This window comes from Nocardia sp. NPDC004340, assembly GCF_053602575.1.
In genome coordinates this window covers 243211-262273 of sequence record NZ_JBSGDW010000004.1, presented here as the reverse complement: position 1 = coordinate 262273, position 19063 = coordinate 243211, and the positions used below count along the sequence as shown (strand labels likewise).

At 69.5% G+C, this 19063-nt stretch carries 19 protein-coding genes; 15 read left to right on the top strand and 4 right to left on the bottom strand.

Going from position 1 to position 19063, the window contains the following annotated elements; all coding sequences use genetic code 11:
- The first annotated feature begins 16 nt into the window (after positions 1 to 16).
- The 12 genes from ACWEOI_RS17775 (at position 17) to ACWEOI_RS17720 (ending at position 14136) form a co-directional block, all read left to right on the top strand.
- Positions 17 to 514 carry a PH-like domain-containing protein gene (locus tag ACWEOI_RS17775; RefSeq protein WP_357286134.1) on the top strand — a complete coding sequence of 166 codons (498 nt, stop codon included), beginning with the start codon at positions 17 to 19 and terminating at the stop codon, positions 512 to 514.
- Positions 511 to 1629 (top strand): glutamine-hydrolyzing carbamoyl-phosphate synthase small subunit, encoded by a 1119-nt coding sequence (gene carA / locus ACWEOI_RS17770; RefSeq protein ID WP_433672773.1) that lies wholly within the window; start codon positions 511 to 513, stop codon positions 1627 to 1629. The genes ACWEOI_RS17775 and carA overlap by 4 nt, the downstream gene beginning before the upstream one ends.
- Complete coding sequence (gene carB, locus ACWEOI_RS17765; RefSeq protein ID WP_452360281.1) at positions 1629 to 4934, top strand: carbamoyl-phosphate synthase large subunit; 3306 nt, start codon at positions 1629 to 1631, stop codon at positions 4932 to 4934. Before carA ends, carB begins: the two co-directional genes overlap by 1 nt.
- The gene (pyrF, locus tag ACWEOI_RS17760; RefSeq protein WP_452360280.1) at positions 4931 to 5779 is read left to right on the top strand and encodes an orotidine-5'-phosphate decarboxylase; all 849 of its coding nucleotides are present in this window, start codon (positions 4931 to 4933) and stop codon (positions 5777 to 5779) included. Before carB ends, pyrF begins: the two co-directional genes overlap by 4 nt.
- A 102-nt stretch (positions 5780 to 5881) precedes the next feature.
- Positions 5882 to 6730, top strand: a complete 849-nt coding sequence (locus tag ACWEOI_RS17755) for a patatin-like phospholipase family protein (RefSeq protein WP_452360279.1) — start codon at positions 5882 to 5884, stop codon at positions 6728 to 6730.
- 33 nt (positions 6731 to 6763) lie between these two features.
- Positions 6764 to 7192: a VOC family protein gene (locus tag ACWEOI_RS17750; protein WP_433672777.1), complete on the top strand. Its 429-nt coding sequence runs from the start codon at positions 6764 to 6766 to the stop codon at positions 7190 to 7192.
- Positions 7193 to 7792: 600 nt separating this feature from the next.
- Positions 7793 to 8116: an integration host factor, actinobacterial type gene (gene mihF / locus ACWEOI_RS17745; protein WP_033086940.1), complete on the top strand. Its 324-nt coding sequence runs from the start codon at positions 7793 to 7795 to the stop codon at positions 8114 to 8116.
- Positions 8117 to 8123: 7 nt separating this feature from the next.
- Positions 8124 to 8708: a guanylate kinase gene (gene gmk, locus ACWEOI_RS17740; RefSeq protein WP_357083302.1), complete on the top strand. Its 585-nt coding sequence runs from the start codon at positions 8124 to 8126 to the stop codon at positions 8706 to 8708.
- A 45-nt stretch (positions 8709 to 8753) separates the two neighbouring features.
- A complete protein-coding gene (gene rpoZ / locus ACWEOI_RS17735; RefSeq protein ID WP_213556271.1) occupies positions 8754 to 9032 on the top strand; it encodes a DNA-directed RNA polymerase subunit omega in 279 nt (92 codons plus the stop codon).
- A 7-nt stretch (positions 9033 to 9039) separates the two neighbouring features.
- Complete coding sequence (gene coaBC, locus ACWEOI_RS17730; RefSeq protein ID WP_452360278.1) at positions 9040 to 10260, top strand: bifunctional phosphopantothenoylcysteine decarboxylase/phosphopantothenate--cysteine ligase CoaBC; 1221 nt, start codon at positions 9040 to 9042, stop codon at positions 10258 to 10260.
- A gap of 198 nt (positions 10261 to 10458) precedes the next feature.
- Positions 10459 to 11673: a methionine adenosyltransferase gene (metK, locus tag ACWEOI_RS17725; RefSeq protein ID WP_433672779.1), complete on the top strand. Its 1215-nt coding sequence runs from the start codon at positions 10459 to 10461 to the stop codon at positions 11671 to 11673.
- A gap of 81 nt (positions 11674 to 11754) precedes the next feature.
- A complete protein-coding gene (locus ACWEOI_RS17720) occupies positions 11755 to 14136 on the top strand; it encodes a primosomal protein N' (protein ID WP_452360277.1) in 2382 nt (793 codons plus the stop codon).
- Between the two features lie 74 nt (positions 14137 to 14210).
- On the opposite strand, the gene ACWEOI_RS17715 is transcribed toward ACWEOI_RS17720, so the two are convergent.
- Genes ACWEOI_RS17715 through ACWEOI_RS17705 form a run of 3 tightly spaced genes read right to left on the bottom strand, consistent with a single transcriptional unit; the run spans position 14211 to position 15975 of the window.
- The gene (locus tag ACWEOI_RS17715) at positions 14211 to 14648 is read right to left on the bottom strand and encodes a MarR family winged helix-turn-helix transcriptional regulator (protein WP_452360276.1); all 438 of its coding nucleotides are present in this window, start codon (positions 14646 to 14648) and stop codon (positions 14211 to 14213) included.
- A gap of 10 nt (positions 14649 to 14658) precedes the next feature.
- Positions 14659 to 15084, bottom strand: coding sequence for a hypothetical protein (locus ACWEOI_RS17710; protein ID WP_433672782.1), 426 nt, complete (start codon positions 15082 to 15084; stop codon positions 14659 to 14661).
- Between the two features lie 45 nt (positions 15085 to 15129).
- Positions 15130 to 15975: an SDR family oxidoreductase gene (locus tag ACWEOI_RS17705; RefSeq protein ID WP_452360275.1), complete on the bottom strand. Its 846-nt coding sequence runs from the start codon at positions 15973 to 15975 to the stop codon at positions 15130 to 15132.
- A 78-nt stretch (positions 15976 to 16053) separates the two neighbouring features.
- Here ACWEOI_RS17705 and ACWEOI_RS17700 point away from each other — a divergent pair, with 78 nt between their 5' ends.
- The gene (locus ACWEOI_RS17700) at positions 16054 to 16635 is read left to right on the top strand and encodes a TetR family transcriptional regulator (protein WP_433672784.1); all 582 of its coding nucleotides are present in this window, start codon (positions 16054 to 16056) and stop codon (positions 16633 to 16635) included.
- Between the two features lie 15 nt (positions 16636 to 16650).
- Here the strand turns inward: ACWEOI_RS17700 and ACWEOI_RS17695 are convergent, their stop codons facing one another.
- The gene (locus ACWEOI_RS17695; RefSeq protein ID WP_452360274.1) at positions 16651 to 17448 is read right to left on the bottom strand and encodes an ABC transporter ATP-binding protein; all 798 of its coding nucleotides are present in this window, start codon (positions 17446 to 17448) and stop codon (positions 16651 to 16653) included.
- A gap of 87 nt (positions 17449 to 17535) precedes the next feature.
- Here ACWEOI_RS17695 and ACWEOI_RS17690 point away from each other — a divergent pair, with 87 nt between their 5' ends.
- Complete coding sequence (locus tag ACWEOI_RS17690; protein ID WP_433672786.1) at positions 17536 to 18246, top strand: HAD-IA family hydrolase; 711 nt, start codon at positions 17536 to 17538, stop codon at positions 18244 to 18246.
- 192 nt (positions 18247 to 18438) lie between these two features.
- On the top strand, positions 18439 to 19035 hold the full coding sequence (locus tag ACWEOI_RS17685; RefSeq protein ID WP_433673334.1) for a helix-turn-helix transcriptional regulator: 597 nt from the start codon (positions 18439 to 18441) through the stop codon (positions 19033 to 19035).
- Positions 19036 to 19063 lie beyond the last annotated feature (28 nt).

Genomic DNA, 19063 nt, shown 5'->3' with positions numbered 1-19063 from the left:
ACCGAGGAGAACCGAAATGCGACTGCTGCAAGTGCTGATTCTGCTGGCCTTGTTCGTGCTGTGCCTGGGACTCATGTACTGGGCGTGGACGGGCCGGGCCAAGAAGCAGGCGGGCGCGATCGGCGACCTGCCCGCGGTGCCCGCCGACTGCGGCGCGCAGCTGTTGGAGCCCACCACGGGGCTCTACCTCGGCAGCACCCTCGCCCCCAGCTGGATTCAGCGAATCACGGTGGGCGACCTGGGTTTCCGCGCCACCGCGGAGCTGACCCGATTCGAACGCGGCATCCTGCTCGAGCGGGATGGCGCGGCGACGATCTGGATTCCGCAGGAATCCATCACCGCGGTGCGCGCCGAGCGCGGGCACGCGGGCAAAGTGATGACAGAAGACGGTGTGCTGGTGATTCGCTGGACATTGCCGACCGGGACCGAGGTGGATACCGGTTTCCGCGGTGACGACAAAGCGGTGTACCCGGCATGGACCGCAGCAGCTACGAAGACGGGAGACGAGGCATGAGCAGCGGAAATACCGCCGTGATGGTGCTCGAGGACGGCCGCGTGTTCCGCGGGACGACCTTCGGCGCCGTCGGGCAGACCCTGGGTGAGGCGGTGTTCTGTACCGCCATGACGGGGTACCAGGAGACCCTCACCGACCCCAGCTACGACCGCCAGATCGTGGTGGCCACCGCGCCGCAGATCGGCAACACCGGCTGGAACGACGAGGACGACGAGTCGTCGAAGATCTGGGTCGCCGGGTACGCCGTGCGCGACCCCGCGCGCCGCGCCTCCAACTGGCGCGCCAACCGCACCCTGCAGGCCGAGCTGGAGAACCAGAACGTGGTCGGCATCGCGGGCATCGACACCCGCGCGGTGGTGCGCCACCTGCGCACCCGCGGTTCGATGAAGGCGGGCATCTTCTCCGGCGACCAGCTCGCCGACTACGAGGAGCTCGTCGCGCGGGTCAACGGCCAGCAGTCCATGCTGGGCGCGGACCTGGCCGGTGAGGTCTCCACCGACGAGATGTACACCATCGACCCGATCGGCGAGCACCGCTTCACCGTGGTCGCGGTCGATCTCGGCATCAAGTCCAACACCCCGCGCATGTTCGCCCAGCGCGGCATGCGGGTGCACGTCGTCCCCTCCAACGTGACCCTGGACCAGATCAAGGAACTCAGCCCCAACGGCGTGTTCCTGTCCAACGGCCCTGGCGACCCGGCCACCGCCGACGCGCAGGTCGCGCTCACCCAGGGCGTCCTGGGCGAGGGCATCCCGCTGTTCGGCATCTGCTTCGGCAACCAGATCCTGGGCCGGGCGCTGGGCCGCAACACCTACAAGATGAAGTTCGGCCACCGCGGCATCAATGTGCCGGTCATCGAACATCATTCGGGCCGGATCTCGATCACCGCGCAGAACCACGGCTTCGCCCTCGAAGGCGAGCGCGGCGAGGTCTTCGACACCCCGTTCGGCAAGGCCGAGGTCAGCCACGTCTGCGCCAATGACGGTGTCGTCGAAGGCGTTCAGCTGGTGAACGGCAAGGCCTTCTCCGTGCAGTACCACCCCGAGGCCGCGGCCGGACCCCACGACGCCGCCTACCTGTTCGACCGTTTCGCCATGCTGATGGAAGGAGCCTGATGCCACGCCGCACCGACCTCAACCACATCCTGGTGATCGGCTCGGGCCCGATCGTCATCGGCCAGGCTTGTGAGTTCGACTATTCGGGAACCCAGGCGTGTCGCGTCCTGCGGTCCGAAGGCCTGCGCGTGTCGCTGGTCAACTCCAACCCGGCGACCATCATGACCGACCCGGAGTTCGCCGACTCGACCTATGTCGAGCCGATCACCTGGGAATTCGTCGAGAAGGTCATCGCCAAGGAGCGCCCCGACGCCATCCTCGCGACCCTCGGCGGCCAGACCGCGCTGAACTGCGCTGTCGCCCTGCACGAGAACGGCATCCTCGAGAAGTACAACGTCGAGCTGATCGGCGCCGACTTCGAGGCCATCCAGCGTGGCGAGGACCGCCAGAAGTTCAAGGACATCGTCGCCAAGGTCGGCGGCGAGTCCGCGCGCTCCAAGGTCTGCTACACCATGGACGAGGTCCGCGAGACGGTCGCCGAGCTCGGCTTCCCGGTCGTCGTGCGCCCCTCCTTCACCATGGGCGGCCTGGGCTCGGGCATGGCCTACAACCACGAGGACCTCGACCGCATCGCCGGCGGCGGCCTGGCCGCCTCGCCGACCGCGAACGTGCTCATCGAGGAATCCATCCTGGGCTGGAAGGAATTCGAGCTCGAGCTCATGCGCGACCGCAACGACAATGTGGTCATCGTCTGCTCGATCGAGAACGTGGACCCGATGGGCGTGCACACCGGTGACTCGGTCACCGTCGCCCCGGCCATGACCCTCACCGACCGCGAGTACCAGAAGATGCGCGATCTGGGCATCGCCATCCTGCGCGAGGTCGGCGTCGACACCGGCGGCTGCAACATCCAGTTCGCGGTGGACCCCAAGGACGGTCGTCTGATCGTCATCGAGATGAACCCGCGCGTGTCGCGCTCGTCGGCGCTGGCGTCCAAGGCCACCGGCTTCCCGATCGCCAAGATCGCCGCCAAGCTGGCCATCGGCTACACCCTCGACGAGATCGTCAACGACATCACCAAGGAGACCCCGGCCTGTTTCGAGCCCACGCTCGACTACGTGGTCGTGAAGGCTCCGCGCTTCGCCTTCGAGAAGTTCCCGGGTGCGGACACCACGCTGACCACGACCATGAAGTCGGTCGGCGAGGCGATGTCCATGGGCCGCAACTTCTCCGAGGCGCTGGGCAAGGTGCTGCGCTCGCTCGAGACCAAGGCCACCGGCTTCTGGACCCTGCCCGACGGTGAATGGACCGACGTGCAGGCCATTCTCGACGATCTGAAGGTCCCCACCGAGGGTCGCATCTACCAGGTGGAGCGCGCGCTGCGCCTGGGCGCGAGCATCGAGGACACAGCCGCCGCCTCCGGCATCGACCCCTGGTTCGTCGCCGAGGTCGCCGCCCTGGTGGAGCTGCGTCAGGAGATCATCGACGCCCCCGTGCTGGACGAGCCGCTGCTGCGGACCGCCAAGCACTACGGCCTGTCCGATCGCCAGATCGCCGCGCTGCGACCGGAACTCGCCGGTGAGGGCGGCGTGCGCGAGCTGCGCCACCGCCTGCAGATCCGCCCGGTGTTCAAGACCGTCGACACCTGCGCCGCCGAGTTCGAGGCCAAGACCCCGTACCACTACTCGGCCTACGAGCTCGATCCCGCCGCGGAGTCCGAGGTCGCACCGCAGCGTGAGCGCGAGAAGGTCATCATCCTGGGCTCGGGTCCGAACCGCATCGGCCAGGGCATCGAGTTCGACTACTCGTGTGTGCACGCCGCGCAGACGCTGTCGGCCGCGGGCTACGAGACCATCATGGTCAACTGCAACCCCGAGACCGTGTCGACCGACTACGACACCGCCGACCGCCTCTACTTCGAGCCGCTCACCTTCGAGGACGTGCTCGAGGTGTACCACGCCGAAACCGAGTCCGGCACCGTCGCGGGCGTCATCTGCCAGCTGGGCGGGCAGACCCCGCTGAGCCTGGCGCAGCGCCTCACCGACGCGGGCGTGCCCGTGGTCGGCACCTCGGCGGCGGCCATCGACCTGGCCGAGGACCGCGGCGAGTTCGGCGATGTGCTGGTCGCGGCCGGTCTTCCGGCCCCCAAGTACGGCACCGCCACCACCTTCCCGCAGGCCAAGAAGATCGCGGCCGAGATCGGCTACCCGGTGCTGGTGCGCCCGTCCTACGTGCTGGGCGGCCGCGGCATGGAGATCGTCTACGACGAGGCCACCCTCGCCGACTACATCTCCCGCGCCACCGAGATCACCCCGGACCACCCGGTGCTGGTCGACCGGTTCCTGGAGGACGCCATCGAGATCGACGTCGACGCCCTGTGCGACGGCGACGAGGTCTACCTGGGCGGCGTCATGGAGCACATCGAAGAGGCCGGCATCCACTCCGGTGACTCGGCGTGCGCCCTGCCTCCGATCACCCTGGGCCGCAGCGATATCGAGGCCGTGCGCCGCTCCACCGCCGCGCTCGCCAAGGGCATCGGCGTCAAGGGCCTGCTGAACGTGCAGTACGCGCTCAAGGACGACGTGCTCTACGTCCTCGAGGCCAACCCGCGCGCCAGCCGCACCGTGCCGTTCGTCTCCAAGGCCACCGCGGTGCCGCTGGCGAAGGCCGCGGCGCGGATCGCGCTGGGCGCCACCATCGCCGAGCTCCGCAAGGAGGGCCTGCTCCCGGCCGAGGGCGACGGCGGCACCGTGCCGATCGAGGCTCCGGTCGCGGTGAAGGAAGCGGTCCTGCCGTTCCACCGCTTCCGCCGCCCGGACGGTTCCGGCATCGACTCGCTGCTCTCGCCGGAGATGAAGTCCACCGGTGAGGTCATGGGCATCGACGCCGACTTCGGCACCGCCTTCGCCAAGTCGCAGTCCGCCGCCTACGGTTCGCTGCCGACCGAGGGCACCGCGTTCGTGTCCATCGCCAACCGCGACAAGCGCGCCATGGTGTTCCCGGTCAAGCGCCTGCACGACCTGGGCTTCCGCATCCTCGCCACCGAGGGCACCGCGGAGATGCTGCGCCGCAACGGCATTCCGTGCGATCGGGTGCGCAAGCAGTCCGACAACGCGCCCGACGAGGCCGGCATCGTGGACATGATCAAGGACGGCGACGTCGACATCGTGTTCAACACGCCCTACGGCAACAACGGCCCGCGCGTGGACGGCTACGAGATCCGCACCGCCGCGGTCGGCGCGAACATCCCGTGCATCACCACCGTGCAGGGCGCGGCCGCGGCCGTGCAGGGCATCGAGGCCACCATTCGCGGCGGCATCGGCGTGCGCTCCCTGCAGGAACTGCACGCGGTGCTGCGCGGATGAGCGCCTCCGGCGCTGCGCGGACGACCGGCTTCGGGCTACGGCTGCGGGAGGCGATGCGCGCGCACGGACCGTTGTGCGTGGGCATCGACCCGCATCCGCCGCTGCTGCGGGCCTGGGGCCTGAGCGAGGACGCCGCCGGGGTGGCCAAGTTCGCCGACGCCTGCGTGCGGGCGTTCGCGGGCCGGGTCGCCCTGGTCAAGCCGCAGGTGGCGTTCTTCGAAACCTACGGTTCGGCCGGAATGATGGTGCTGGAGGAGACCATCGCGGCGCTGCGGGCGGCCGGCACCCTGGTGCTGGCCGACGCCAAGCGCGGCGATATCGGCTCCACCATGGACGCCTACGCGCACGCCTGGCTCGGTGACGGGCCGCTGGGCAGCGACGCGGTCACCGTGTCGCCGTACCTCGGATTCGGTTCGCTCGCACCGGCTCTGGAGCTGGCCGCGGCCAACGGGCGCGGCGTGTTCGTGCTGGCCGCCACCTCCAATCCGGAAGGCGCGGAGCTGCAACGCATCACCGGCGCCGACGGCCGCACCATCGCCCAGCGCATGGTCGACGATGCCGCCGCGGCCAATGTCGGGGCCGAATTCGGTTCCGTCGGTGTGGTTGTCGGGGCGACCCTGACCGAGGCCCCGGACCTGAGCGCCCTCAACGGGCCCATCCTGATGCCGGGTGTGGGCGCGCAGGGCGGGGGAGCGGACTCCATTCGCGCCCTGGTGCCCGCGCGCGACCTGGGCGCGGTGCTGCCCAACGTCTCGCGTGAGGTGCTCGAGGCCGGTCCGTCGGTGGCCGCGCTGAAGGAGAAGGTCGCCGAGCTGTCGGAGGAATTCGCCTTCCTGCAGCGCTGATTCCGGAACAGAGTTACTCGCGGCACCGGTCCGATCCGGTGCCGCGAGTCTTTTCGGAGGGATATCCTCCGCTTCCTTGCCCGACGCGGATACAGTGGCCTCATGTCTGCCGCGATGCCGCCCAAGGGAATTCGCCGTGCGCTCGTCCTGGGCGGAGGTGGTGCGGTCGGCCTGAGCTGGATGGCGGGCGTCGTCATCGCCCTGCGTGAGGCCGGATTCGACCCGGCCGCGGCCGATCGGATCGTCGGTACCTCCGCCGGAGCGGTCGTCGGCGCGGCCCTGGCCGCGGACGTCGACCTGAACCTGCTGCTGCGGCGGCCCTCCACCGGGACCGCCGAACTCGAACCGATCAGGTTCGACCCGAACAGCTTCGGCGAGATCCTCGGCCTGCTCGGCACGCCCGGCCTGGACCCGGCCGAGGCGCGTCGTCGCGCGGGCGCCCGCGCCCTCGAGATGAATCTCGGCGATCCGGCCACCCACATCGCCCGCATCGGCGCGTTCGTCGGCCACAGCGACTGGCCGCAGCGCGATCTGCTGATCACCGCCATCAGCGTCGAGACCGGGGAACTGCGGGCCTGGACCCCCGGCGGCAAGGCCACCCTGCCCGAGGCCCTGGCCTCGAGCACCTCGGTTCCCGGCGTCTTCCCGCCGATTCCGATCGACGGCGCGCACTACTTCGACGGTGGCATGCGCTCGCCCATCAATGCCGATCTGGCGGCCGGAGCCGAGCGGATGCTGGTCATCGAGCCGCTGGCGCACCTGTTCCCGCACGCCCCGTCCGACCGCGACCTGGGCGGCGCGGCAACGATGTTCATCGCCCCCGACGCCGATGCCATCACCGCGTTCGGACGGGACCTGTTCAGCGCGGACGCGCTGGTGCCCGCCTACGAGGCCGGGGCGCGGCAGGGCGCGGCGGCGGCGCCCGGGGTGCGGGATTTCTGGCTAGCCTGAACCGGACCGCTCGGTAGAAAGGTGGGATTTCTCATGTCCGATGCCGCCCTCGGCCTGCTCTCGTACGCCCAAACCCGCATTCTGGTGGACGATTTCGCGTCCAGCTTCCGGTTCTATCGCGACGTGCTGGGACTGCGCCTGAAGGCCGAAGTCGAGGGCGACGTGCCCGAGACCGAGGACGGGCCCTACGCCTGCTTCGTCGTCGGCACGCAGGATCTCGCGCTGTTCACCCGCGCCTACATGGACGCGGCCATCGGCGCCGAGCACCGGCCGCGCGGCGAAATCGACACGGCCGTGGTGGTTTTGCGGGTCGCCGATGTCGACAAGGCGATCGCCGTGCTGCGCGAGCGCGGCGCGGTCGTCGTCGGCGAGCCCGCCGACCAGCCCGCGTGGGGCATGCGCGTGGGCCACGTGCGCGCTCCCGAGGGCACGCTCGTGGAGCTGTGCCAGTACGAGGATTGATCCGATCCTGTTCGCTCTCGGCGAACCATCCGGCGGCCCGATCGAACGCTTGTCCGGATTGACCCGCTCCCGCCCGTCCGGGCGGTGGGCGGGTCCTCGCATGTATCGGCCGGGTTTCGCGCCTCAGCGGCCGCGTGAGGGCCGGAAACGGGCCGTTCGGGCGTCGCCGCAGGTGGTCGCACCGGGTCCGACCTGCATCGGAAGGTGTCTGATTTGCGAGTTTTCAAGGTCTCGGAACGGGCCCCGGTGATGCGCGACACGCGCTACGGATTCGAACGACACGCCGAGAAATCCAAGAAAAATCCAGGTCGCGTGATTACAGCTCGGTCACGGTTTCATCCGGGGCCAGTCCGACCCCTCGAACGCGCGGTCGAGAAACCCAAAAAGCCCTGGCCGCAAGGCTATTCGCGACCCCGCGCGGCGGTGGGGCGCGCCCGGTGCGGCGGCGCCCGCGGCGATGTGCATCCGGCCCGGTCGCACGCCGAATCACGCGCTGACCTGGGGGGTGGGTTCGCAATCGGCAAGCGTCGTGGGTACGGTCGCTGAGACCACCGGGTTACCGGAGGTAGATCAAGCAATGAACGATGAGACGGAGGAACCGTGGCCCTTCCCCAGCTGACTGACGAGCAGCGCGCCGCTGCTTTGGAGAAGGCGGCTGCCGCTCGCCGCGCTCGGGCGGAGCTCAAGGAGCGCTTGAAGCGTGGTGGCACCGATCTGAAGACGGTCCTTGCGGACGCCGAGAAGGACGAAGTCCTCGGCAAGATGAAGGTTTCGGCCCTGCTCGAGGCCCTGCCGAAGGTTGGCAAGGTCAAGGCTGCCGAGATCATGAGCGAGCTCGAGATCGCTCCCACCCGCCGCCTGCGCGGACTGGGCGACCGGCAGCGTAAGGCGCTGCTGGCCCGGTTCGACTTCAGCGCCGAATAATCCGAGGGTGGTCGAACACACTCGGAAGGGTCGACTGGTAGTACTGGTCGGCCCCTCGGCCGTCGGCAAGTCCACCGTCGTGCGCTGCGTGCGCGAACGACTGCCCGAATTGGTATTCAGTGTGTCGGCCACCACCCGGGCTCCGCGGCCCGGGGAGGTCGACGGTCAGGACTACCACTTCGTCACCCGCGAGAAATTCGACGCCATGATCGACGGCGGCGAAATGCTCGAATGGGCCGATATCCATGGTGGACTGCAGCGGTCGGGCACCCCGGCCGCACCCGTGCGGGAAGCGCTCGCCTCCGGACACCACGTCCTGATCGAGGTCGACCTCGAGGGCGCGCGCTCGATCCGCGAATCCATGCCGGAGGGCCTGCTGGTCTTCCTCGCCCCGCCCAGCTGGGATGAGCTGGTGTCCCGCCTGACCTCGCGCGGGACCGAATCGCCCGAGGTCATCGAGCGTCGGCTCCAGACCGCGCGCACCGAATTGGCCGCGCGTGACGAGTTCGACATCGTGATCGTGAACGACCACGTCACCAGCGCCTGCGAGCAGTTGGTATCGTTGTTCGTTAGCACAAATTCGGGGTCCTAGCTCCCGAACGCCATCCTTCCGAACAACCCCGCAGGAGCCTTCCTAGTGAGTACGGACCTCAAGACCGTTCCCGCCTACGACACTCCGGTCGGCCTCACCAACCCGCCGATCGACGAACTGCTGGAGCGGACGTCGTCCAAGTACGCGCTGGTCATCTACGCGGCCAAGCGCGCGCGGCAGATCAACGATTACTACAACCAGCTCGGCGACGGCATTCTCGAATACGTCGGTCCGCTGGTCGAGCCGGGTCTGCAGGAGAAGCCGCTGTCGGTGGCCATGCGCGAGATCCACGCCGACCTGCTCGAGCACTCCGAAGGGGAGTAAAACCGCGGTGACCCGAGTCGTCGTCGGCGTCGGCGGCGGTATCGCCGCCTACAAGAGCTGCAACCTCGTGCGCCGGTTCACCGAAACCGGGCACGAGGTTCGTGTCATTCCCACCGAGTCGGCGTTGCAATTCGTCGGCAAGGCCACCTTCGAGGCGCTGTCCGGCCATACCGTGCACACCGGTGTCTTCTCCGACGTGCCCGAGGTGCCGCATGTGCGCCTCGGCCAAGAGGCCGATCTGGTCGTCATCGCCCCCGCCACCGCGGACCTCATGGCCCGCGCCGCGCAGGGCCGCGCCGACGACCTGCTCACCGCGACGCTGCTGACCGCGCGCTGTCCGATCCTGTTCGCCCCGGCCATGCACACCGAGATGTGGGAGCATCCGGCCACCCGGGCGAACGTGGCGACGCTGCGCGCGCACGGCGCGACCGTGATGGAACCCGCCTCGGGCCGCCTGACCGGCACCGATACCGGTCCGGGCCGGCTGCCCGAGCCGGAGGAGATCTTCGGTCTGGCCCGGCTGCTGCTCGAGCGCGCCGACGCGCTGCCGCGCGACCTGGAGGGCCGCCGCGTGGTGGTCTCCGCCGGTGGCACCCGTGAGGCGCTGGACCCGGTCCGCTTCCTGGGCAACCGGAGTTCGGGCAAGCAGGGCTACGCGATCGCCCGCCTGGCCGCCCAGCGTGGCGCGCAGGTGACGCTGATCGCGGGCAACACCATCGGCCTGGAGGCCCCGGCCGCCGTCGAGGTGGTGCACGTGACCTCCGCCGACCAGTTGAAGGTAGCCGTCGACAAGCACGCGCTCGGCGCGGACGCCGTCATCATGGCGGCCGCGGTCGCCGACTTCCGGCCGGTCAACGTCGCCGCGTCCAAAATCAAAAAGGGTGCGGGCGAACCGAATTCGATCGAGCTGGCCAAGACACCCGATATCCTTGCCGGGTTGGTACAGGCTCGTCGCGACGGGCACCTACCGGGCACCGCGATCGTCGGCTTCGCCGCCGAGACCGGGGACGAGCACGCCGACGTGCTCACCCACGCCCGGGCCAAACTGGCCCGCAAAGGCTGCGACCTGCTGGTCGTGAACGCCGTCGGGGAAGGGAAGGCCTTCGAGGTCGATACCAACGACGGCTGGTTGCTCGGCGCCGACGGCACCGAGATCGCCCTGGACCACGGGTCCAAGGCCCTATTGGCTAGCCGAGTGCTGGACGCACTCGGTCCCTTGCTCCGCTGAAGCCTCGGCACCGCAGGGTTCGGACGCTCGCCGCGCAGGTCGCGGCGGGTGTCCGAGTCGCAATGTGCTCGTCACGGTGGTGGTTCACCCCTGTGACGAACATATTGGAATAACCTGAGATAAAGGGTTGTGCGATGGCGCGGAGACGCTACTGTCGCCACCCGATACGAGAAACCCGTTGAGGGAGAGGGAACAACTGTGCGCACGTCTGGCAGCCGCCTATTCACCAGTGAGTCGGTGACCGAAGGTCATCCCGACAAGATCTGTGATGCCATCAGCGATTCCATCCTCGACGCGTTGCTCGCGGCCGATCCGCGCAGCCGGGTCGCGGTGGAGACCATGGTGACCACCGGTCAGGTGCACGTGGCCGGTGAGGTCACCACCTCGGCCTACGCCGATATCCCGACCATCGTCCGCGAGAAGGTCCTGGAGATCGGATACGACTCCTCCGCAAAGGGTTTCGACGGCGCGTCCTGTGGCGTGAACGTCGCGATCGGCGCGCAGTCGCCCGATATCGCCCAGGGCGTGGACACCTCGCACGAGGCCCGCGTGGGCGGCGAGGACGACGAGATCGCCCGTCAGGGCGCGGGTGACCAGGGCCTGATGTTCGGGTACGCCACCGTCGAGACCCCGGAGCTGATGCCGCTGCCGATCTCGCTGGCGCACAAGCTGTCCCGGCGTCTGACCGAGGTCCGCAAGACCGGCGTGCTGCCGTACCTGCGGCCCGACGGCAAGACCCAGGTCACCATCGAGTACGACGGCGCCATCCCGAAGCGCCTCGACACCGTGGTCATCTCGACCCAGCACGCGGCCGACATCGACCTGGACAACCTGCTGGCCCCCGACATCCGCGAGAAGGTCGTCGACGCGGTCCTGTCCGAGCTGCAGCTGCCCAACCCGCTCGACACCTCCGACGTGCGCCTGCTGGTCAACCCGACCGGCAAGTTCGTGCTCGGTGGCCCGATGGGTGACGCGGGCCTGACCGGCCGCAAGATCATCGTCGACACCTACGGCGGCATGGCCCGCCACGGTGGCGGCGCCTTCTCCGGCAAGGACCCGTCGAAGGTGGACCGCTCGGCCGCGTACGCCATGCGCTGGGTCGCCAAGAACGTCGTCGCCGCCGGCCTGGCCGAGCGGGTCGAGGTGCAGGTCGCCTACGCCATCGGCAAGGCGGCCCCGGTCGGCCTGTTCGTCGAGACCTTCGGCACCGAGCAGATCGACCCGATCAAGATCTCCGACGCCATCGGTGAGGTCTTCGACCTGCGTCCCGGCGCGATCATCCGCGACCTGGACCTGCTGCGCCCGATCTACGCGCCGACCGCCGCCTACGGCCACTTCGGCCGCACGGATGTCGATCTGCCGTGGGAGCGCACCGACCGCGCGGAGAAGCTGCGCGCGGCCGCCGGGCTGTAATTGACCGGCACCCAACAGTTCTCGACGGGAGCGTCGGGCACGGAGTCCCCCTCCGAGCCCGACGCTCCCGCCGTCGTTGGCGTGTCACGGCCCATCGCCCGGGTCCTGCCCCTGCTCGAACCCGCCCACCTGGACCGCGATTTCGACTACGTCGTCCCTCCTGAGCTGGATGAACTGGCGCAACCCGGCGTCCGGGTCCGAGTCCGCTTCTCCGGCCGCCTCATCGACGGCTACCTCCTCGAACGCCTCGAAAGATCCGCCCACACAGGCAAACTCGTCCGCCTGGAACGCGTGGTCTCCGGCGAGCAGGTCCTCACCCCGGAAATCCTGAAACTCGTCACCGCCGTAGCCGCCCGCTACGCCGGCACCCGCGCCGACGTCCTCCGCCTCGCCATCCCACCCCGCCACGCCAAGGTCGAAACCGAGGGCACCGAGAAGCCCGAAAAGCCCAAGCGCGCTTCGAAGAAGGCTGCCGCCGACCCGGCCACCGCCATCGACGACGTGGTCGACCTCGACGCAGTGCAACTCCCCGCCGAGCACGCCGACCCGCCGTCGATCGAGGCGACCGATCTCGAAGCTGCCCGGAACACCGCGGCGGTGGCCGGCGCGACCGGGGGCGAGTCGGCCGACGCCGGCATGGACGCCGTCGCGCAGTCGGGCGAACCCGGCGTCGACAGCGGTGGGACCGGCGTTGAATCGGCGGAATCGCTCGCCGCGCAGGGTGGTCCGGTCGCCGAGGTGCTCCCCGGCACTGTCGCCGCGACCGATGCGATCGCCGGAGCGGGTGTGATCGAGCCGGAGCAGGCCGGTGGTCCGCCCGCGTTGCCGACCGAGTTCCCCGGCTGGGGCCGCTACGTTCACGGCCACTCGTTCCTGGGCGCGCTGCTGGCGGGGCGGGGGCCGCGCGCGGGGTGGCAGGCGCTACCGGGGGAGGATTGGGCCAAGCGGCTGGCGGAGTTGGCGGCGGTGACCGTGCGGGGTGGGCGCGGTGCCGTGATCATGGTGCCGGATCAGCGGGATCTGGATCGGGTGCTGGCGGAATGTGTTGCGTTGGTGGGGGAGTCGGCGGTCGGGCTGGCGGCGGGGCTGGGGCCGTCGGCGCGGTATCGGCGGTGGTTGTCGGTGTTGCGGGGGCAGGCCAAGGTGGTGGTGGGGACGCGCAGTGCGGTGTTCTCGCCGGTGCGCGACCTCGGGTTGATCGCCATCTGGGACGACGGGGACGATACGTTCGCCGAGCCGCGGTCGCCGTATCCGCATGCGCGGGAAGTGGCGATGCTGCGGGCGCACGAGACCGGGGCGGCGTTCGTGGCGGCCGGGTTCGCGCGCACGGCCGAGGTGCAGGCGATCGTCGAATCCGGGTGGGCGCACGACCTGCTCGCGGATCGGGCCGTGGTGCGGCAGGCCATGCCGCGCATCACCGCGCCCGGCGACACCGACGCCGCGCTGGAACGGGATCCCATCGCGCAGGCGATCCGGATTCCGGCGGTGGCGTTCATGGAGGCGCGCAAGGCGCTCAAAGCCGGTGGGGCCGTGCTGGTTCAGGTGCCGAGGCGTGGCTACATCCCGGCTCTCTCGTGCGCGAAGTGCCGGACTCCCGCGCGCTGCCGCCACTGCAACGGGCCTCTCGCGCTGCCGGACAACGCGCCCGCGTCACGTGGCGCATTGCGCAGTGGGCGAGAAGGTGTCGCCGAGGCGCAGAGCCCGGCCTGCCGGTGGTGCGGAATCACCGAGGCCGCGTTCCGTTGCGGATCTTGTGGATCGCGTGCGCTGCGGGCGGTCGTCATCGGCGCGTCCCGCACCGCCGAGGAGCTGGGCCGTGCGTTTCCCGGTGTGCCCGTGCGCGGTTCGGGCGGCTCCTCGATCCTGAATTCGGTGCCGGAGGGAGCGCAGGTGGTGGTCTCCACCATCGGCGCGGAACCCCCGGTGCCCGGCGGCTACGCGGTCGCCATGCTCCTGGACGGCTGGGCCCTGCTCGGCCGCGCCGACCTGCGCGCCGCCGAGGACGCCCTGCGCCGCTGGATGTCGGCCGCCGCCCTGGTCCGCTCCGACGGCCGTGTCATCGTCATGGCCGATGCCGGTCTCCCCACCGTGCAGGCCCTGGTCCGCTGGGACCCGGTGTGGCACGCGGGTTTCGAACTCGACCAGCGCGTCGAGGTCCGCTTCCCGCCCGCGGTCCGCTTCGCCGCCATCGACGGCACCTCCGACTCCATCGCCGAATTGCTCGGCGAGGCAAAGCTTCCCGGCGACGTCGAAGTCCTGGGCCCGGTACCGCTGCCCCCCGGCGCCCGGAAGCCCTTCTCCTCCGGCGACTCTCCCGCCGAGGTCGAACGGATGATCCTGCGCGCCGACCGCTCCGGCGCGGCGGCCCTGTCCCGCGCCCTCACCGCCGCCCAGGCGATTCGCAGCACCCACCGCTCCGACGCCCCCCTGCGGGTCCAGATCGACCCGATCGACATCGGCTGACCGACAACGAGATCAGGCACCTCCCGGCACGGAATTCTGTCCCGATCGCTGCCCGGTGCGCTCATTGATCCTGGTCAGGAACCCGCGATTTCGTCGCGGGGGAGTGCGGCGAGCGCGGTGAGTGCGTTGAGGAAGCCGCGGCGGTCGGCGGCGGGCAGCTTGGCGAGCAGTCGATCCTCGTGCGCCTGGATCTCGGCCTGGGCGGCATCGCGTAGGTGGCGGCCCTCGGTGGTCAGCGCGAGCAGCCGGGCCCGGCGGTCGGCCGGATCGGGGCGACGTTCGATGAGCCCGCGTTCCTGCAGGTCGTCGAGTACCGCGATGATCCGCGTCTTGTCCGCCCCGATCTCCTGCGCCAGCACCCCTTGACCCCGTGCCGGACCTTCATCGAGATGCAGCAGTACGACATACGCCCACATGGTCAGCCCGTGCGCGGCCAGCACCGGTTGCTCGGCCGCCATGAGGGCGCGGCCCAGGGGGACGATCATCGCTGCGAGGTCCGGACGGTCTGTCATGCGGACCAGACTATGCGGCGAGCCGGTGCGGCCTGTCGATCGTGTCGCCCGCGCGGGTCAGGACGGCGTCGGCGTCGAAGGTGTCGGTCTGCCAGGAGTCGAGGCCGATCCCGACGCGGCCGCGCCAGGCGCGCACGATCTCGGTGTGGACGGGCCAGCGCACGAAGCGGCGCATATCCCGCTCGGACTCCCACACCGAGATCGATCCGCCCCGGAACTCCGCGGGCCGGCCCCACAGCCACAAACCCACCGCGCCCTGCATGACCGGCCACGTCCGGCCCAATTCCAGTCCCGCCGTATAGATGTCGCGCGCCTCGGCCTCGGAGTCCGCGAGGAAGTCGGTCACGCTGACGAATACCGGACCCGGACGCCGATCGTTCGGTCCGGGATTCCAGGGCATGAGCACGGTGCCTTCGGAGAATGATTTCGTATGCATACGTAGACGATAAGCGTATGCGTACGAAATATTCAATGGTCGAACTCAGTGGAAGGCCGGAGCGACGCGGGCCGCCCACTGTGCGTACCCCGTCGCGGGACGTCCGAGGACCCGCTCGACATCACCGCTGACCAGCTGCTCCTCGGGCGTCGGCTCGCCGAGAATGCTGAGGGTGTGGTCCGCGACGGATTCCGGCATGAACCGCAGCATGTTGACCCTGGCCTCCGCCCGGCTCAGCTCCACGAACCGCAGCGGCTCCCCGAGCGCCGCCGCCAGCGCCGCGGCCTGATCGCGTGGAGTGACGAGTTCCGGTCCGGTCACGGTGTAGCTCTGCCCGTGATGGCCGTCCCGCGTCAACGCCGCCGCGGCGACGGCCGCGATATCGCCCGGATCCACCTGCGGCAGACCGACATCCCCGAAGGGTGCGGGGATCATCCGCTCGGCGCGGACCGGTTCGATCCACGCGAACGTATTGGTGAAGAACCCACCCGGCCGCAGCACCGTCCACTCCAGCTCCGACGCGACCAGTGCCCGTTCGAAGGCCAGCGTCCGCGCGTAGCCGTCACTGCCCGGCCGGGTCACCGCGCCCTGCGAGGACAGGAACACCACGCGCCGGACACCCGCCGCCGCAACGGTTTCCAGCACCTCGGCGGGTGCGGGCCCCTCGACCAGCTGCGGTCCGGTGATGAGCAGGAACAAGCTGTCCGCACCTGTCACCGCCTCGGCCAGGCTATCCAGATCCCCGATGTCGGCGCGGCGGTGTTCGGCGCCGTGGGGCAGGTCGATCGGCTTCTCGCCGCGCGAGACGGCGACCACCTTCTCGCCGGCTTCCGCGAGTTCGCGCACGAGCGCGCTGCCGACGTTTCCGGTCGCTCCGGTTACCACGATCATCTGTCTCACTCCTGAGTTAGTTGGCTGACTAAATCGAACGATAGGCCACATGACCGGCCGTTGTCTATAGTTAGTCGTATGACTGACTCAGTGGTGCGGGCGGCGGGGAAGCGCGAGCGGCTCTCGGATGCCGCCGCCAAGGTCTTCCACGAGCAGGGCGTGGAGAAGACGACCATCGCCGATATCGCGCGCGCCGCCGACGTGCCGGTCGGCAATGTGTACTACTACTTCAAGACCAAGGATCAGCTGGTCCAGGCGGCGATCGGCGCGCACGCGCGCACGGCTCGGGAGATCATCACCGCTCTGGAGGAGATCGACGCCCCCGCGGCGCGTTTGAAGGCGCTGGTGCGCGGCTGGGTCGAGCAGCGGGACGTCGCCGCCCGGTTCGGTTGCCCCTCGGGCACTCTCGCCACCGAACTGGACAAGCGGGAGGACGGCCTCGACCGCGAGCTCGCCGATGTCATGGGCGGGCTGCTGGAATGGATCGACACGCAGTTCGCGGCGATGGGGCGCAATGACTCTCGTGAGCTCGCGGTCGCCCTGCTGGCCGCCTATCAGGGGATTTCCCTGCTCACGAACACTTTCCGCGACCCGGACATGATGACGGCCGAGGGTGCTCGCCTGGAACGCTGGATCGACTCGCTGGTCCCGGCGACCTGAGTCGACGACCGCGGATCAGTTCAGTTGCGGCTGAACGGGTCTGACACTCCAGCGGCCTTCGTCGCGCAGAATCCGCACCGGATGGTCGAAGCAGGTGCTGATGTGGGCGGTCGTGACCACCTCGTCGACCGCGCCGGCGGCGACGATGCGGCCATCGCGCAGCAACATGGCGTGGGTGGTGCCGGGCGGAAGTTCCTCCAGGTGATGAGTCACCAGCACCGACGCCAGCTCCGGGTGGGTGCGCTGCAGCAGGTCGACGCGCTCCAGAAGTTGTTCGCGCCCGGCCAGATCCAGCCCGGTGGCCGGTTCGTCGAGCAACAGTAGGCGCGGGCTCGGCATGAGCGCGCGGGCGATCAGGGCGCGGCCGCGCTGGCCCTGGGACAGGATCTGCCAATCCGCGTCGCGGCGGTGCGACAGGCCGAGTAGATCGACCAGGCGATCGGCCTCGGCCAGCTGTTCGGGGGAGGGCTGCCAGCGGGGGATCAGGGCCGCGGTATTGGTCGCACCGGTCAGCACGACCTCCCGCACGGTGAGTGCGCCGCTGGGCGCATGACGCGGATCGACGTGTCCGATGCCGGCGCGGAGCGCACGCATGTCGACGCGCCCCAATCGCTGCCCGAGCACCTCCACAGCGCCCTTGGTGGGATGTTCCAACGCGCCGAGCATGCGCAGTAGCGTGGTCTTGCCCGCGCCGTTGGGGCCCAGCAGCGCCCAGTGCTCACTGGCGCGCACGGTGAGTGAAACCCCTTGCAGGATAGGGTTTCCGCTCCGCACCACCGTCACGTCGTTCACGTTCAGCACCGGGTCCGTCATGTCCCGAGCCTAGCAAAGTCCTCAGACAAGTTGAGGAGTAGGGTGAGCTTGACGGTTAGCTCTATATTTGCTGTGTAGGGTGGCGGCATGGCGATCGACGCGGTGCTGTTCGACTTCTCCGGCACGCTCTTCCGATTCGACGACGCGGCGTTCCACGGCGCGCGCCTCACCGATGCCGGCGGCCGCCCGCTCGACAGTCATGAGATCGCCGAGATCATGCGCCGCATGACCGCCCCCGTCGGCCAATTCGTCGAGTTCGACGCCGAAGGCCAATACGCCGACGCCGAAGGCCAATACGCCTGGGAGAACCGGGATCTCGATCCCGCCCTGCACCGCCGCGCCTACCTCGAGGTGCTCGAGCAATCCGGCGTCCCCGCCGCGCAGGCGATCCGGCTCTACGAACTCATGCGCGACGCCGGGGAGTGGACGCCCTACCCGGACACCGGTGAAGTGCTGCGCGCACTCCACGAGCGCGGTCTGCGTGTGGGTGTGGTCAGCAATATCGCCTTCGACATCCGCCCGGCCTTCGCCGACCGCGGCTGGCTCCGATATATCGATGAATTCGCGTTGTCGTACGAAGTCGGCGCCATGAAGCCGGATGCCCGCATCTTCGAGGCTGCTCTGGACGGCCTCGGCGTCGCTCCCGGCCGGGCTCTCATGGTCGGCGACAGCCTCGAGGCCGACGGCGGCGCCAAGGCTCTGGGCTGCGCGTTCGCCCTGGTCGATCCGCTGCCGACGGACGATCGCGCGACCGGACTGTGGGATGCGGTCCGCGCGCACGACCTCCTGACCCCCTAACCTTCAAACCAGTCGGTTCGTGTTCCGGTTCACCCTTGCTGCGGATAGATTGTCGATATATCGTCGATAGCAGCAAATGCAACGACGAGCCTTGAAGGAGGCACGACCATGGAACACATGGACAACATCGAACGGGGCCGCGGCCCCTGGCGGCGCCGCGGCGACGAGCAGCAGGGCCCCGAACATCCGCGGATGCGTCGAGGTGGGCCCCGCGGCCCGCGCGGTGAATTCGGCCCGCACCGCCACGGCCACGGCCGTGGATTCGGCCCGGACTTCGGTCCCGGCTTCGGTCCCGGTCCGCACTTCGGTCGCGGTCGCGGCCGCGGCGGACGTGGCCGGCGCGGCGATGTCCGCGCCGCCATCCTGCTCCTGCTGCAGGAGCAGCCCATGCACGGTTACGAGCTGATCCAGCAGATTCGCGAACGCAGCGAGGATGTCTGGCGTCCCAGCCCCGGCTCCATCTACCCCGCGTTGGCTCAGCTCGAGGACGAGGGCCTGGTGCTCATCGAGAAGGTGGCGGGTCGCAAGACGGCCAAGCTCACCGCGGCCGGAGTCGAGTACGTCGAGGCCAATCGCACCGATCTGGGCGACCCCTGGCAGGACGTCAAGGACGGCGTCGGCGACCAGGCTCTCGACCTGCGCGGACTGGTCGGTCAGCTGATGGGCGCGGTGGCCCAGGTGGCCGCCGTCGGCACCAAGGATCAGGCGGCCAAGGCGGCCGAGGTGCTCACCGAAGCGCGCCGCTCGCTCTACCGGATCCTCGCCGAGGACGACACACCCGAAAAGTGACGGGTCCGAATCACCGGAAACCGCCGGG

Coding starts and splice junctions, on each gene's coding strand:
- ACWEOI_RS17755 (WP_452360279.1), top strand. CDS start 5,882: ATGTCTGCCGCGATGCCGCCCAAGGGAATTCGCCGTGCGCTCGTCCTG.
- ACWEOI_RS17705 (WP_452360275.1), bottom strand. CDS start 15,975: ATGATCGTGGTAACCGGAGCGACCGGAAACGTCGGCAGCGCGCTCGTG.
- carB (WP_452360281.1), top strand. CDS start 1,629: ATGCCACGCCGCACCGACCTCAACCACATCCTGGTGATCGGCTCGGGC.
- ACWEOI_RS17685 (WP_433673334.1), top strand. CDS start 18,439: ATGCGTCGAGGTGGGCCCCGCGGCCCGCGCGGTGAATTCGGCCCGCAC.
- ACWEOI_RS17695 (WP_452360274.1), bottom strand. CDS start 17,448: ATGACGGACCCGGTGCTGAACGTGAACGACGTGACGGTGGTGCGGAGC.
- ACWEOI_RS17750 (WP_433672777.1), top strand. CDS start 6,764: ATGTCCGATGCCGCCCTCGGCCTGCTCTCGTACGCCCAAACCCGCATT.
- ACWEOI_RS17715 (WP_452360276.1), bottom strand. CDS start 14,648: ATGACAGACCGTCCGGACCTCGCAGCGATGATCGTCCCCCTGGGCCGC.
- ACWEOI_RS17710 (WP_433672782.1), bottom strand. CDS start 15,084: ATGCATACGAAATCATTCTCCGAAGGCACCGTGCTCATGCCCTGGAAT.
- ACWEOI_RS17775 (WP_357286134.1), top strand. CDS start 17: ATGCGACTGCTGCAAGTGCTGATTCTGCTGGCCTTGTTCGTGCTGTGC.
- ACWEOI_RS17700 (WP_433672784.1), top strand. CDS start 16,054: ATGACTGACTCAGTGGTGCGGGCGGCGGGGAAGCGCGAGCGGCTCTCG.
- carA (WP_433672773.1), top strand. CDS start 511: ATGAGCAGCGGAAATACCGCCGTGATGGTGCTCGAGGACGGCCGCGTG.
- ACWEOI_RS17690 (WP_433672786.1), top strand. CDS start 17,536: ATGGCGATCGACGCGGTGCTGTTCGACTTCTCCGGCACGCTCTTCCGA.
- pyrF (WP_452360280.1), top strand. CDS start 4,931: ATGAGCGCCTCCGGCGCTGCGCGGACGACCGGCTTCGGGCTACGGCTG.